A 13,141-nucleotide genomic window follows, 5' to 3' on the forward strand; every position below is an offset into this window, starting at 1 on the left:
TCCACTGGCCTGTACGGTTTAGCGCATCACGATGCCGCGTTTGGCCATATACGCTTTCGCTTCCTGCACAGTGTATTCGCCGAAGTGGAAAATACTCGCCGCCAGTACCGCGCTGGCGTGGCCTTCAAGGATGCCGTCGGCCAGATGCTGCAGGTTGCCGACGCCGCCGGAAGCGATCACCGGAATGCCCAGCGCATCGCTGATCGCGCGGGTCACGCCGAGGTCGAAGCCGTTTTTCATGCCGTCCTGATCCATGCTGGTCAGCAGGATTTCGCCGGCACCGAGGCCTTCCATTTTCTTCGCCCACTCGACTGCATCGAGACCGGTTGGCTTGCGCCCGCCGTGGGTGAAGATTTCCCAGCGCGGGGTTTCGCCCGGGCCGGAGACTTTCTTCGCGTCGATGGCGACGACGATGCATTGCGAGCCGAAATGCTGCGCCGCTTCGCCAACGAATTCCGGATTGAACACCGCTGCGGTGTTGATCGAGACCTTGTCCGCACCGGCATTGAGCAGGTTGCGGATGTCCTGCACGGTGCGCACGCCACCGCCGACGGTCAGCGGAATGAACACCTGGCTGGCCATGCGCTCGACGGTATGCAGCGTGGTGTCGCGGCCATCGACGCTGGCGGTGATGTCGAGAAAGGTAATCTCGTCGGCACCCTGCTCGTCATAACGACGGGCGATTTCCACCGGGTCGCCGGCATCGCGGATGTTCTCGAACTTCACGCCTTTGACGACCCGGCCGTTGTCCACGTCCAGGCAAGGGATGATGCGTTTGGCCAGCGCCATGGTCAGTCCTCAGCCTTGGTACGCATCGCAGAAAGCTTGCGCTTCGGCGACGTCGAGGGTGCCTTCGTAGATCGCCCGGCCAGTGATTGCACCGATGATGCCCGGCGCCTTGGCGTCGAGCAGCGACTTGATGTCACCCAGATTGTGGATACCGCCGGACGCGATCACCGGGATCTTCGTCGCTGCAGCCAGCGCAGCGGTGAACGGTACGTTGCAGCCCTGCATCATGCCGTCTTTGGCGATGTCGGTATAAACGATCGAGGACACACCGTCGGCTTCAAACTGCTTGGCCAGATCGATGACTTGCACGGTGCTGATTTCAGCCCAGCCGTCGGTGGCAACGAACCCGTCCTTGGCATCCAGGCCGACAATGATCTTGCCCGGGAACGCGCGGCAGGCTTCAGCGACGAACGCCGGATCTTTAACGGCTTTGGTGCCGATGATCACGTAGCTGACGCCCGCCTTGACGTAATGCTCGATGGTTTCCAGCGAGCGGATACCGCCACCGATCTGGATCGGCAGGTTCGGGTAGCGCTTGGCGATTGCGGTGACCACTTCGCCATTGACCGGCTGACCTTCGAATGCGCCGTTCAGATCGACCAGATGCAGACGACGGCAACCGCCCTCCACCCACTTGGCAGCCATGCTCACCGGGTCCTCGGAGAACACTGTGGAATCTTCCATGCGGCCCTGGCGCAGACGTACGCAGGCACCGTCTTTAAGATCGATAGCGGGAATAATCAGCATCTGGCAAACCTTCAAATTTGAATGTTCAGCTTGGCTCGGAAATCAGTTTTTCTCGAGCGCCCACAGGTCGCTTTCGATGCTTTCAAACCGCTCTTTGAGGTGGGTCTGCACATCGAAAATCGCCCTGTTGTAATAGTGCGGAGCAATTTCGCGGGTAAACAACTCAAGAATTTCCGCCGCCTCGAACGAACCCAGGTCAAGTTCGAACCGATCCTCCATGAACCGCTGGATCTTGCGGTTGGCCTCGTTCTCCTGTTCGGGAGTGAGGGTCAGGATCGGCGGTTTGGACTTCTTGGCAGCCATTTACCAGCGACCGTCCCACGCGGCGAAGTTCTGCAGCAATTGCAGGCCATGGGTATGGCTCTTCTCCGGGTGGAATTGCACGGCGAAACGCGAGCCTTCGGCCAGCGCTGCAGCGAAATCGACCCCGTAATGACCGCTCCCGACTACCTGCCGCGCATTGGCGGCAGCGATGTAGTAGCTGTGCACGAAGTAGAAACGCGCCATGTCCGGAATGTCGTGCCACAGCGGGTGGCCGACCTTCTGCTGCACTTCGTTCCAGCCCATGTGCGGGACTTTCAGGTGCTCGCCGTCTTCATGCAGGTCTTTGCCGAAGAACTTCACGGCGCCCGGGAACAGGCCGATGCAGTCGACGCCGTCGTTCTCTTCGCTGCTGTCGAGCAGGGCTTGCATGCCGACGCAGATGCCGAGGAACGGACGATCCTGACTGACTTCACGCACCAGCGAGTCGAACCCGAGGCGACGGATCTCCGCCATGCAATCGCGGATCGCACCAACGCCCGGGAATACCACACGGTCGGCTTCGCGGATCACGTCGGCATCGCTGGTGATCAGCACCTTGCCGGCACCGACGTGCTCGAGGGCCTTGGCCACCGAGTGCAGGTTGCCCATGCCGTAGTCGATAACTGCAACCGTCTGCATTACAGAACGCCTTTGGTCGATGGCATTTGCCCGGCCATGCGCTCATCCAGCTCGACGGCCATGCGCAGCGCGCGGCCGAAAGCCTTGAACACGGTTTCGATCTGGTGGTGGGTGTTGGTGCCACGCAGGTTGTCGATGTGCAGGCTGACCAGCGCGTGATTGACGAAGCCCTGGAAGAATTCCTGGAACAGGTCGACGTCGAAGCCGCCCACGGTGGCGCGGGTGTAGGGCACGTGCATCTGCAGGCCTGGACGGCCGGAGAAGTCGATCACCACACGCGACAGCGCTTCATCGAGCGGCACGTAAGCATGACCGTAGCGACGGATGCCTTTCTTGTCGCCGATGGCTTTGGCGAAGGCCTGGCCGAGGGTGATACCGACGTCTTCCACGGTATGGTGGTCGTCGATATGCAGATCGCCCTTGCATTCAATATCCAGGTCGATCAACCCGTGACGGGCGATCTGATCCAGCATGTGCTCAAGAAAAGGAACACCGATATCGAATCGGGCCTTTCCGGTGCCATCAAGGTTGATCGAGGCTTTGATCTGGGTTTCCAGAGTGTCGCGCTCGACAGACGCCTTACGTTCGGCCATCACCAGCTCCGCAAAATCATTGGGCGAAAAAGGCAGCCATTATAGGCACGCGGGGCCGAAACAGAAACACGCGACGTGAGATGGCTGACGGATAGAACGCCCGGCTGTCGCGGGTAGACATGTCCATACAAGCCATTACAGGCACCCCAAAACAACTGTAGGAGTGAGCCTGCTCGCGATGAGGGCCTCACAGTCAACATTTCTGTCGACTGTCAGACCGCTATCGCGAGCAGGGCTCACTCCTACAGGGGTATTACGTTTTTACTTAGTGAAACAGTACCGCCGTCTTCTGCAGGGTCACCCACACGCCCCACGCCAACGGAATACCCACCACCAGCCACGCAGCGATTGCCAGCGGCTTGCTGCCCGGTGCGGCTTTCCACTCCAGCACGGTGCTCGCATCAGCCCCTTTGTCGTGGCCCAGCGCCTGTTCGGCGGCCAGTTCGGCGTCGGTCATGAAGTACTTGTCGGCCACCGGACGCACCATCAGGTTGCACAGGAAACCCAGCACCAGCAGGCCGGCGAGGATGTACAGAGTGATGTCGTAAGCGGCAGCGCGTTCAACGCCGATGCTCAACTGATACTCGCGCAGGTAGTTCACCAGCACCGGGCCGAGCACGCCGGCGGCGGCCCAGGCAGTCAGCAGACGACCGTGGATCGCACCGACCATTTGCGTGCCGAACAGGTCGGCCAGATACGCTGGAACGGTCGCAAAACCACCGCCGTACATCGACAGGATGATGCAGAACGCCGCCACGAACAGCGCAACGTTGCCCAGATGGCCCATGTTCGGGATCAGCGCGTACAGGGCAAAACCGAGGGCGAAGAACACGAAGTAAGTGTTTTTGCGACCCAGGTAGTCCGAGAACGAAGCCCAGAAGAAGCGGCCACCGATGTTGAACAGGCTCAGAAGACCAGTGAAGCCGGCAGCAATCGCGGCGATCGAAGCCAGTTGCCCGGCGTCCAGCTGACCGAACGGCACGTCAACGCCCAGCAGCTTGCCGCCGAACACTTCCTGCAGCAGTGGCGAGGCCATGCCAAGGATGCCGATACCGGCCGATACGTTCAGGCATAGCACCAGCCACACCAGACGGAACTGCGGGGTTTTCCACGCCACATTCACGTGCACGTGACGGTGGGTGATCATCGCGTTCGAAGCTTTCTTCGCTGGAGCGGTCCAGCCTTCAGGCTTCCAGCCGGTTGGCGGCACGCGGTAAGCCAGGGCGCCACCGATCATGAACACGAAGTAGATCGCAGCCATGGCCACGAAGCTTTGCCAGACGCCGACACCCGCAGGCGAAGCGAAGTGGCTCATCAGCGCAGTCGCCAACGGTGCACCGACCATCGCGCCGCCACCGAAACCCATGATCGCCATGCCGGTCGCCATGCCGCGCTTGTCCGGGAACCACTTGATCAGGGTCGAGACCGGCGAAATGTAGCCCAGGCCCAGACCGATACCGCCGATCACCCCGGAGCCGATCCACATCAGCCAGATCTGGTGGGTGTAGATACCCAGTGCAGAGATCAGCAGACCGCCGCACCAGCACAGTGCCGATACCACACCGGCCTTGCGTGGCCCGGCGTGTTCCAGCCAGCCACCCCAGATCGCTGCCGAGCAGCCGAGGAAGATGAAGAACAGGGTGTAGATCCAGCCGAGCATGGAGATCGGCCAGTCGCATTGCGAAGAGAAGACCTGAGCGATGAAGCTCATGTCCGGTGCGCAAGCCACCGGAGCCGTGACGCCCAGCGCCTTGGACAACGGCAACCAGAACACCGAGAAACCGTAGGCCATGCCGATGCACAGGTGGATGGCCAGAGCGGCCGGTGGAACCAGCCAGCGGTTGAAACCGGGCTTGGCGATGATGCGTTCCTTGGACAGGAACGCAGGCTGGTCGGCGCGAAGGCCGTCCGCCGTGATGCTCGTGCTCATTGTGTATCCCCCAATTATTAGTATGGTTCGCCAGCCACTGCTCACCCTCGGCCTTTATGCACGCAGGCATGACCGTTTTTTCGGGTGAAGCTCCTTGAAGGCGCGACGTTAAGTCGCAGAAGGACGGACGAACCGGCGAAGGTTACCATTTGCACGTGACAGAAAAACCAAACTGATATCACCTTTTTCGTGTCATCTGATCTCGCCCCCTCAGGAAAAAGCCATGCCGATCGTTGTCCAAGCGCTGAACGATGCCAGTTATCAGGATCAACAGGATTTGCAGAAGATCTATCGTGACGCTCCGCAGTGGCTGTTCGCGCCGTATTCCGGGGACGCCCAGTTGATCGAAAGCAGCCTGGCGGACGGGTCTTTGATTACAGGACGTTTCAACGACCGACTGCTCGGTGCGGCGCGCCTGACAAGGCACGACAGGATTTGGTACTTGTCACATTTGTGTGTACGAAAAGTCACCCGGCGCCGTGGGGTAGCCGAGCGATTGGTGAACCAAGCGCAGAAAATGGCGTCGCAAGCGGGTGCCCAACTGCGCCTGCTGGCACCGGCCGGACACCTTGAAATCCAGGCGCTGGCCGCCAAATTGCAATTGCCGCTGGACGTGATCGCGACATGACAGCGCCCCGAACCGGGCGGATGCAGCGCTATACTCCCCGGCTAATTTACGAATTCGACTAACTACAAGGACTCGCCCATGAAAGCGTTCGGCAAAATCCTGGGTCTGGTACTTCTCGGGCTGTTGCTGATCATTGTGGCGGCGGGCTTCGCCCTGACCCACCTGTTTGATCCCAACGACTACAAAGACGAGATCCGCCAGATAGCCCGCGACAAGGCCCACATCGAGCTGACGCTCAATGGCGATATCGGCTGGAGCCTGTTCCCGTGGCTCGGCCTGGAACTGCATGAGGCCAGCATCGCCACCCTGATCAACCCGACCGAACCGTATGCCGACCTGCAGATGCTCGGCCTGTCCGTGCGCGTGCTGCCGCTGTTGCGCCGCGAAGTGCAGATGAGCGATGTGCGCGTCGAAGGCCTGAACCTGCGCCTGAAACGCGACAAGAACGGCCACGGCAACTGGGAAGACATCGGTAAGCTGCCACCTCCTGCCACGCCTGCCGGCAGCCCGACGCCTGCCAGCCCGCCTGTTGCAGAGGCCCCCGTCCAGCCGGAAAAACCGCCGCAGCCGATCCGCCTCGACATCGACAGCCTGACCGTCAACAACGCCCGTGTTGAATACACCGACGAGCAGACCGGCAAGCAGTACAGCGCCGAAAGCATCCAGCTGAGCACCGGTGCAGTACACGACTCGACCAACATTCCGCTGAAAGCCACGGCGTTCCTCAGCACCAATCAGCCTGTGCTGCGGGTGCGCACCGAGCTCAACGGCGAGCTGCGCATCGAACGCGCCCTGCAACGTTACAAGTTCGAAGACATGAAACTGTCCGGCGAACTGACCGGCGACCCACTACAGGGCAAGGCCATGACCTTCTCCGCCCAAGGCCAGATTTCCCTGGACAAGGCGGCGAACGTCGCCGAATGGACCGGTATCAAGATCTCCGCCAACCAGTTGCGTGCCCTCGGTGAGCTGAAAGCCAACGACCTCGACAAGACCCCGCAGATCACTGGCGGAATCTCGATCGCCCAGTTCGATCTGGCGAAATTTGTCGACAGTATCGGCCAGACGTTGCCAGCCATGGCGCCCGGCAGCCTGAGCAAGGTCGAACTGGTCAGCCGCGTGGCCGCCACGCCAACCAGCGTCGCCTTCGACAACATCAACCTGAAACTCGACGACAGCAGCTTCAGCGGGCGCATTGCCGTGGAAGATTTCGCCAAGCAGTCGCTGCGCGCGATCCTCAAGGCTGACACGTTCGACGTCGACCGCTACCTGCCGCCGAAATCGGAAAAAGCCAAAAACGCCACGCAAGTGCGTCAGGCCGAAGTCGCCAGCACCGAAGCCGATGCCATGGCCGGCGCCGGCAGCACACCGTTGCCGGACAAACCAAGCAAAAGCGCCTGGAGCACCGAGCGTCTGCTGCCGGTCGAGCGTCTGGCCAAACTCGACGTCGATGCCGACCTGACCTTCGGCCAGCTGACCCTCGACAAACTGCCGATCCAGAACGCCGCGCTCAAAGCCACTGGCCAGGGCGGCCTGCTGACTCTGGAAAACCTGCGCGGCGGCCTGTACAACGGCGATTTCGAAGCCAAGGGCACCCTCGACGTACGCCCGAGTGCGCCGGTGCTGAACCTGCAAACCAGGATCAACCGCGTACCGGCCGAGAAAATCCTCGAAAGCCAAGGCAAGAATCCGCCGGTCAAAGGCCTGGTCACACTGACCAGCAGCCTCACCGGCAGCGGCAACAGCCAGCAGGCGCTGATCGAAACCCTCAACGGCAACGCCAGTTTCGTGATCAACAACGGTGTGCTGCTCAACGCCAACCTTGAACAGCAACTGTGCAAAGGCATCGCCACCCTCAACCGCAAAACCCTCAGCGGCGAGCCACGGGGCAAGGACACGCCGTTCCAGGAACTCAAGGGCAACCTGACCTTCCGCAACGGTATCGCCAGCAACCCGGACCTGAAAGTGCGCATCCCCGGCATGACCGTCAACGGCGATGGCGACATCGACCTGCGGGTGCTGGGCATGGATTACCGCGTCGGCATCATCGTCGAAGGCGACACCAGCGCCATGCCGGATCCGGCCTGTCAGGTCGGCGAGAAATTCGTCGGCATCGAGTGGCCGCTGCGCTGCCGCGGCCCATTGGAACTGGGCGCCAAGGCCTGCCGTGTGGACAACGAACGCCTCGGCCAGGTCGCGACCAAAATGGCCGGTGACAAACTCAGCGAGAAGATCGATGAAAAACTTGGCGACAAGGTCAGCCCGGAATTGAAAAACGCATTGAAGGGGCTGTTCAAGCGATGACAGCGGAGCAGTTTTCCACGGCGGTGCTGGAATGGTTCGACCGCCACGGCCGCCACGATTTACCTTGGCAGCAAGACATCAATCCGTATCGGGTGTGGGTGTCGGAGATCATGTTGCAGCAGACCCAGGTCAGCACCGTGCTCAATTACTTCGACCGCTTCATGGCCGCGCTGCCAACGGTGCAAGCGCTGGCCGAAGCGCCGGAGGACGAAGTGCTGCACCTGTGGACCGGGCTCGGTTACTACACCCGCGCGCGCAATCTGCAAAAAACCGCGAAGATCGTCGTCAGCCAGTACGGCGGCGAATTTCCGCGGGACGTCGAAAAGCTGACGGATCTGCCGGGGATCGGCCTGTCCACCGCCGGGGCTATCGCCAGCATCAGCATGGGCCTGCGCGCGCCGATCCTCGATGGCAACGTCAAACGCGTTCTGGCGCGTTTTACCGCGCAGGAGGGTTACCCGGGGGAACCGAAGGTCGCCAAACAGCTGTGGGCCAATGCAGAGCGTTTTACGCCGCACGATCGGGTCAACGCCTACACCCAGGCGATGATGGATCTCGGCGCCACGTTGTGTACGCGCAGCAAACCGAGCTGCCTGCTGTGTCCGCTGGAAAAGGGCTGCGAGGCGCACATGCTCGGGCTGGAGACACGCTACCCGATCCCCAAACCGCGCAAGGCCATCCCGCAGAAACGCACGCTGATGCCGATGCTCGCCAACGAAGAAGGCGCGATTCTGCTTTATCGCCGCCCGTCCTCGGGATTGTGGGGCGGCTTATGGAGCCTGCCGGAACTCGACGACCTCGACGACCTGCAACATCTGGCCGATCAGCACTCGCTGACCATGGGCGAGCAGCAGGCGCTGCCAAGCCTCGTTCACACCTTCAGCCATTTCCAGCTGTCCATCGAACCCTGGCTGGTTCAGGTACAGGAAGCCAGCCATCACGTGGCCGAGGCCGACTGGCTCTGGTATAACCTCGCCACCCCGCCGCGCCTGGGCCTTGCCGCCCCGGTCAAAACCTTGCTCGAACGCGCGGCCGCCGTATTGAACGCAGGAGAGTCGTCATGACCCGCACCATCATGTGCCGCAAGTACAAAGAAGAACTGCCCGCGCTGGAACGCGCTCCTTTCCCGGGCGCCAAAGGTCAGGATATTTTTGACCACGTCTCGGCCAAAGCCTGGGCTGACTGGCAGAAACACCAGACCCTGCTGATCAACGAAAAGCGCCTGAACATGATGAACGCCGAAGACCGCAAATATCTGCAGGGCGAAATGGACAAGTACTTCTCCGGCGAGGATTACGCCAAGGCGGAAGGCTACGTTCCGCCTGCGGAGTAAACCCGCCAAATCGGGGGGCGGATCGTAAGCGACGGAATTAATTTAAGAAATTTTAAAAAAGTCGTTGACGTAAATCCGAAAAACCCTTTTAATGCGCCCCGTTGCCCAGATAGCTCAGTCGGTAGAGCAGGGGATTGAAAATCCCCGTGTCGGCGGTTCGATTCCGTCTCTGGGCACCAAATACCGAAAACCCTGAATCGCAAGATTCAGGGTTTTTTTTATGCCTGCGATTTGATCAAGCACGCCGCCCGCCTCTGCGAAGCACCGAACCGTCCCTGCGCTCCATATCAAAAATCTCCCCTTTCCTGAATTCTTTCAAAACTGCCAGAACGCTCCGTAGGCCCTAGCGGAAATGGACGACATACGCTCGCCCACGGTTTGGGCAGAATTGGACTCAGAGCTGCCGCGTAGCCCGAAGCAGATGCATAACAGGGATGTAACAGATGATTAGCAAGATCAAAGCCCAATCCACTGATTCATGCATTGGGCAAGAATCCAGAACCTTCACCTTCAATTGCCGGCAATCGGCATTGCTTCATCAACTCTCTATGGAAATCGCAGCCATCGGTGGACCGCAGGCTCCTGGTGCCAATTTCCTGACCTCTGCCGCGGCCAAAGAATTGAAGCCTTCCTTTTCGCAACACCAATGTGCATTGCTCGAGGCGTATTCCGACAGCCTGTTCTCGGTGTTGATATTCGAAGGCCTCAAGACTATCAACACTTCCAACCCTCCAGATGAACTCCCTGATCTAGCCACTCTGGAAACTCGTCCAGATGTTCTTTGTCTGGCTTCACGCAATCAGATTTTGTTGAAGCTGGTGGACAATAACGCGTTCGCTTACGACCTAGACAACGATGGGAAATTGGTACGGCTGGTGGCCAACTTCAAGGGAGGCGGCCTCACAAAGATCAAGGCGGAGCCAGAATCCAGAGAATTGAGTTCACACTCAGGCCTGGCGCTTGGCCCGCACACTGAAGCACCTTACTGGTGTGCCGTAGATGCAAAGGACGGGCATTCACCCTCCCCGTCTTCGCTAATACTTTCTGCGCTGTGGAACCCCACCCTTGAACCTACACGGGTCATCCCGCTCCCACCTGTCCTCGAAAGAATTGGCGTCATCAACTGTCTGGCGCTGACCACTGAAAACTTCCAGTTCACTCGCAGCGACTCCTTTGTCAGTGGCAAAGGTGCAAACGGTCGTGACGTGTCGATTCTGGCTTTCGACGACAAAGTCGGGTTCTCGGCCCGATTCAACTCTTACCGCTTCTCGGTGAACAGTAATGTGTCGAAGTTTGTGAAAACGGCTTACTCCGCTCTTTGCCAACGCGTAGAGGAATCGACTCCGGCGGAGTACGCGCTGACTCAGGAATCAGCCATGGTCATCAATAACACCCGGGCACTGCACTGTCGCGATGTGATTAAAGACAACAGAAGAGTGCTGGTGCGTATTTTCGGACTCTCAAAATTCTCCACCCCGATTGTCATTTCAGAAGATCCATTACTAGTGCGGGGCTGATCTCCGCACTTCGGGTACGGAGCTTCTCGCAAGCAGAAAATTGATTGGTAACCATTAAAGAGGTAATGCAATGTCTTGGGACATCATCGGCATGCTGGCGCTCGTCGCATTTTGTGCCGGTTTTTTTGATGCGATTGCCGGTGGTGGAGGACTGATCACCTTGCCTGCATTGTTTCTGGCCGGTGTAGATCCGATCAGCGCGATTGCAACCAACAAGTTTCAGGCAGCATCAGCAACCATTTCGGCGACAGTGACTTTTGCTCGCAAAGGGTTGATCGAATGGCGTGAAGGACGCTTCCTGGTTGTCTGCGGATTTATTGGTGGAGCCAGCGGCGCCTTGCTGGTCAGTTCAATCGATAAACGATATCTGGAAGCTTGCGTGCCTGTAATGCTGATTCTGGTGGCGATCTATTTTGCGCTATCGCCGAAACTGGCCAATGAAGATCGGCGCAAGAGAATCGGAATTCTGCTTTTCTCTTTTACTGTCGCGCCGATCCTCGGTTTTTACGACGGAATATTCGGTCCCGGGGTGGGATCGTTTTTTATCGTTGGGTTTGTACTGCTCTGCGGCCTGGGCATGATGCGGGCCATGAGTTTTACCAAACTTGCCAACGCCTCGTGCAATCTCGGCTCGCTTTCTGTCTTCATCACCAAGGGCGTGATTATCTGGCCAGTAGCTTTAGCGATGGCGCTGGCTGCCTTCATCGGCGCACAGTTGGGCGCTCGCGCCGCTGTTCGGGTCGGGCCGAAGTTGATCAAACCGATGTTGATCGTGGTTTGCTGCGCCTTGGCCATCAAACTTCTGAGCGTAGAGAACAATCCATTGCGCATTGCCATAGCTCAGACATTCACTTCACTCTAAACGCTACGTATCGATGCATTTATTCCTGATGAAACACCCGCGCTCCTCCATGGGATCGCGGGTTTTATCGTTTCAGTCGATCAATAAGCTATCGACCAACTCAACGTGTACGTCCGCCCACCCCCGGTAATCGTAGAGATGTGCCGGGCCATGAGCGGCAAGCAGGACAGTGTCGCGCTCTGCCCCCCCCACACCGTGCTGCATTCCTTGTCGAGCAAGTTCTGAATCTCTGCGCTGAAGGTGCCGATGTCGGTGTCGCGGCTGCCGAGCAGGTCGCTGGTGATAGTAAGGGAACGGATAAAAGTTGGTGTCCTCGTTGCGGTAAGGCGCTTGCAGGTAGAAGTACTCCCCTCAACGTCGACGGTTTTCAGCCAACGTCGATCCGCGCTACTTTGGCCGAACCTTATGGAAGAGGGGCATCCGCCCGATGAACCAGAAAAGAACCCGCATCCCCCTGCCCCATCCGCCACCCTATCGCCAGAGCCGGATTACATTCTGGCTGACGGTGCTGGTCGGCGTATTGATCGCCTTCCTCATCGGCGCGTCGATTTATCTGATCATCCACAGCTTGATCAGCGGATCCATCACTACCTGGAACCGAACCGGCCCGCGCCATACCTACACCCTCGCGCAGCAACCCCGAATGTTCTGGTTCGAGATCGTGTCGCAGTGCGTTGGCACCCTGTTCCTGATAGCCGTCGGCTGGATCGGATTATGGATTCACCGAATGGCGCGCGAGCCCGGCGACAAGCAGAAGGCCAAGCGTACGCGGGGATAAAGGAAGGCGCGGGATACCCGCGCCTCGATTCTTCAATACACCCGACGTTATCCAGCGTCATTCCAGTGGAACACCAGATTGCGCGCAGTGCCGCTGCCAACGTCTGTCACGTCACGCCGTGTTTCGCCATTGCGCGTGGCGACCACGGTGTACTTACCGGGTGGCAGTTGCACGTACACCAGCGGCCCCGTTTGGGTGAGAGTCAGCACGGTTTGCCCGGGCGACTTTTGAATCACCAAATCGACATCAGCGGTGTACTGGTCTTGCGCGCCCACCGCGAACGTCATGTGCAGGTTGTAGCCGGGGGTTTGCTGAATGGCTTTTGACTCGTCCAGGCCAATCCCGCCGGACAGGTAGTTGATGCCGTTTTGCTGTTGTTGCTGGACTTGCACGCCGGCACTGTCGACCGGGTCCAGATTGGCCGCCTGCAACATCGCCGGAAAGGCCAATGCCGCCACCGCCGCGATGGGCAGCAGGAATGAAAGAACGCGTTTCATGATGACAACTCCCGGGCTCTTGTAGAGCCCAACCGTTACTCCTTATTTGATCCGGCCAGGGAAGCACGTGTTTTAGAATGATTGGAACTTGGCCTGTGTCCGAAATGGACTACGCCTGCAGGACTGCATTGATTTTGTGACGCAGTGCGTCACAAATTCTCGAAAGCGCACTGCCTGCGGATCTGGAACGCAGCGCGTTCCGAATCGTTGCATTTACGCCT

The 13,141-nt window shown here is 59.1% G+C and carries 14 protein-coding genes, 1 tRNA gene and 1 pseudogene; 8 read left to right on the plus strand and 8 right to left on the minus strand.

Features of this window, described 5'->3' with window-relative positions:
• Nucleotides 1-18: 18 nt before the first annotated feature.
• The 6 genes from hisF to QMX91_RS03860 all read right to left on the minus strand — a co-directional run bounded on the left by hisF (nucleotide 19) and on the right by QMX91_RS03860 (nucleotide 5,001).
• Nucleotides 19-789 carry an imidazole glycerol phosphate synthase subunit HisF gene (hisF, locus tag QMX91_RS03835; RefSeq protein WP_007909211.1) on the minus strand — a complete coding sequence of 257 codons (771 nt, stop codon included), beginning with the start codon at nucleotides 787-789 and terminating at the stop codon, nucleotides 19-21.
• Nucleotides 790-798: 9 nt separating this feature from the next.
• Nucleotides 799-1,536: a 1-(5-phosphoribosyl)-5-[(5-phosphoribosylamino)methylideneamino]imidazole-4-carboxamide isomerase gene (gene hisA, locus QMX91_RS03840; RefSeq protein WP_096796693.1), complete on the minus strand. Its 738-nt coding sequence runs from the start codon at nucleotides 1,534-1,536 to the stop codon at nucleotides 799-801.
• A 42-nt stretch (nucleotides 1,537-1,578) separates the two neighbouring features.
• Nucleotides 1,579-1,839, minus strand: a complete 261-nt coding sequence (locus tag QMX91_RS03845; protein ID WP_003220751.1) for a DUF2164 domain-containing protein — start codon at nucleotides 1,837-1,839, stop codon at nucleotides 1,579-1,581.
• Nucleotides 1,840-2,478 carry an imidazole glycerol phosphate synthase subunit HisH gene (gene hisH / locus QMX91_RS03850; RefSeq protein ID WP_282412275.1) on the minus strand — a complete coding sequence of 213 codons (639 nt, stop codon included), beginning with the start codon at nucleotides 2,476-2,478 and terminating at the stop codon, nucleotides 1,840-1,842. It abuts the gene before it with no gap.
• Nucleotides 2,478-3,071: an imidazoleglycerol-phosphate dehydratase HisB gene (gene hisB / locus QMX91_RS03855; protein ID WP_007909204.1), complete on the minus strand. Its 594-nt coding sequence runs from the start codon at nucleotides 3,069-3,071 to the stop codon at nucleotides 2,478-2,480. The genes hisH and hisB overlap by 1 nt, the downstream gene beginning before the upstream one ends.
• Nucleotides 3,072-3,336: 265 nt before the next feature.
• Nucleotides 3,337-5,001 carry an OFA family MFS transporter gene (locus QMX91_RS03860; protein ID WP_096796694.1) on the minus strand — a complete coding sequence of 555 codons (1,665 nt, stop codon included), beginning with the start codon at nucleotides 4,999-5,001 and terminating at the stop codon, nucleotides 3,337-3,339.
• Nucleotides 5,002-5,224: 223 nt separating this feature from the next.
• Here QMX91_RS03860 and QMX91_RS03865 point away from each other — a divergent pair, with 223 nt between their 5' ends.
• The 7 genes from QMX91_RS03865 (at nucleotide 5,225) to QMX91_RS03895 (ending at nucleotide 11,645) form a co-directional block, all read left to right on the plus strand.
• Nucleotides 5,225-5,629: an acetyl-CoA sensor PanZ family protein gene (locus tag QMX91_RS03865; protein ID WP_223008808.1), complete on the plus strand. Its 405-nt coding sequence runs from the start codon at nucleotides 5,225-5,227 to the stop codon at nucleotides 5,627-5,629.
• 78 nt (nucleotides 5,630-5,707) lie between these two features.
• Nucleotides 5,708-7,933 (plus strand): AsmA family protein, encoded by a 2,226-nt coding sequence (locus tag QMX91_RS03870; RefSeq protein WP_223008810.1) that lies wholly within the window; start codon nucleotides 5,708-5,710, stop codon nucleotides 7,931-7,933.
• Nucleotides 7,930-8,997 (plus strand): A/G-specific adenine glycosylase, encoded by a 1,068-nt coding sequence (mutY, locus tag QMX91_RS03875; RefSeq protein WP_210556809.1) that lies wholly within the window; start codon nucleotides 7,930-7,932, stop codon nucleotides 8,995-8,997. Before QMX91_RS03870 ends, mutY begins: the two co-directional genes overlap by 4 nt.
• Nucleotides 8,994-9,266: an oxidative damage protection protein gene (locus tag QMX91_RS03880; protein WP_003220737.1), complete on the plus strand. Its 273-nt coding sequence runs from the start codon at nucleotides 8,994-8,996 to the stop codon at nucleotides 9,264-9,266. The genes mutY and QMX91_RS03880 overlap by 4 nt, the downstream gene beginning before the upstream one ends.
• Nucleotides 9,267-9,369: 103 nt before the next feature.
• Nucleotides 9,370-9,445, plus strand: a tRNA-Phe gene (locus tag QMX91_RS03885).
• A 264-nt stretch (nucleotides 9,446-9,709) separates the two neighbouring features.
• Nucleotides 9,710-10,783 (plus strand): hypothetical protein, encoded by a 1,074-nt coding sequence (locus tag QMX91_RS03890; protein WP_210556811.1) that lies wholly within the window; start codon nucleotides 9,710-9,712, stop codon nucleotides 10,781-10,783.
• A gap of 70 nt (nucleotides 10,784-10,853) precedes the next feature.
• Entirely contained in the window at nucleotides 10,854-11,645 is a 792-nt protein-coding gene (locus QMX91_RS03895) for a TSUP family transporter (RefSeq protein WP_210556815.1), read from the plus strand.
• Nucleotides 11,646-11,725: 80 nt separating this feature from the next.
• On the opposite strand, the pseudogene QMX91_RS03900 reads toward QMX91_RS03895, so the two are convergent.
• Nucleotides 11,726-11,932 (minus strand): annotated as a pseudogene (locus QMX91_RS03900) (hypothetical protein); the annotation flags it as partial.
• 140 nt (nucleotides 11,933-12,072) lie between these two features.
• Here QMX91_RS03900 and QMX91_RS03905 point away from each other — a divergent pair.
• Nucleotides 12,073-12,423, plus strand: a complete 351-nt coding sequence (locus QMX91_RS03905) for a hypothetical protein (RefSeq protein WP_282412276.1) — start codon at nucleotides 12,073-12,075, stop codon at nucleotides 12,421-12,423.
• A gap of 47 nt (nucleotides 12,424-12,470) precedes the next feature.
• Here QMX91_RS03905 and QMX91_RS03910 read toward each other — a convergent pair whose 3' ends face one another.
• Nucleotides 12,471-12,920, minus strand: coding sequence for a carboxypeptidase regulatory-like domain-containing protein (locus QMX91_RS03910; RefSeq protein WP_210556819.1), 450 nt, complete (start codon nucleotides 12,918-12,920; stop codon nucleotides 12,471-12,473).
• Between the last annotated feature and the right edge of the window lie 221 nt (nucleotides 12,921-13,141).

This window comes from Pseudomonas sp. PS01299 (assembly GCF_029960145.1).
GTDB classification, from domain to species: Bacteria; Pseudomonadota; Gammaproteobacteria; order Pseudomonadales; family Pseudomonadaceae; genus Aquipseudomonas; species Aquipseudomonas putida_A.

What these genes read in the sequence shown, in the direction of transcription:
- hisF (WP_007909211.1), bottom strand. Translation starts at nt 789, where the DNA reads ATGGCGCTGGCCAAACGCATCATCCCTTGCCTGGACGTGGACAACGGC.
- hisA (WP_096796693.1), bottom strand. Translation starts at nt 1,536, where the DNA reads ATGCTGATTATTCCCGCTATCGATCTTAAAGACGGTGCCTGCGTACGT.
- QMX91_RS03845 (WP_003220751.1), bottom strand. Translation starts at nt 1,839, where the DNA reads ATGGCTGCCAAGAAGTCCAAACCGCCGATCCTGACCCTCACTCCCGAA.
- hisH (WP_282412275.1), bottom strand. Translation starts at nt 2,478, where the DNA reads ATGCAGACGGTTGCAGTTATCGACTACGGCATGGGCAACCTGCACTCG.
- hisB (WP_007909204.1), bottom strand. Translation starts at nt 3,071, where the DNA reads ATGGCCGAACGTAAGGCGTCTGTCGAGCGCGACACTCTGGAAACCCAG.
- QMX91_RS03860 (WP_096796694.1), bottom strand. Translation starts at nt 5,001, where the DNA reads ATGAGCACGAGCATCACGGCGGACGGCCTTCGCGCCGACCAGCCTGCG.
- QMX91_RS03865 (WP_223008808.1), top strand. Translation starts at nt 5,225, where the DNA reads ATGCCGATCGTTGTCCAAGCGCTGAACGATGCCAGTTATCAGGATCAA.
- QMX91_RS03870 (WP_223008810.1), top strand. Translation starts at nt 5,708, where the DNA reads ATGAAAGCGTTCGGCAAAATCCTGGGTCTGGTACTTCTCGGGCTGTTG.
- mutY (WP_210556809.1), top strand. Translation starts at nt 7,930, where the DNA reads ATGACAGCGGAGCAGTTTTCCACGGCGGTGCTGGAATGGTTCGACCGC.
- QMX91_RS03880 (WP_003220737.1), top strand. Translation starts at nt 8,994, where the DNA reads ATGACCCGCACCATCATGTGCCGCAAGTACAAAGAAGAACTGCCCGCG.
- QMX91_RS03890 (WP_210556811.1), top strand. Translation starts at nt 9,710, where the DNA reads ATGATTAGCAAGATCAAAGCCCAATCCACTGATTCATGCATTGGGCAA.
- QMX91_RS03895 (WP_210556815.1), top strand. Translation starts at nt 10,854, where the DNA reads ATGTCTTGGGACATCATCGGCATGCTGGCGCTCGTCGCATTTTGTGCC.
- QMX91_RS03905 (WP_282412276.1), top strand. Translation starts at nt 12,073, where the DNA reads ATGAACCAGAAAAGAACCCGCATCCCCCTGCCCCATCCGCCACCCTAT.
- QMX91_RS03910 (WP_210556819.1), bottom strand. Translation starts at nt 12,920, where the DNA reads ATGAAACGCGTTCTTTCATTCCTGCTGCCCATCGCGGCGGTGGCGGCA.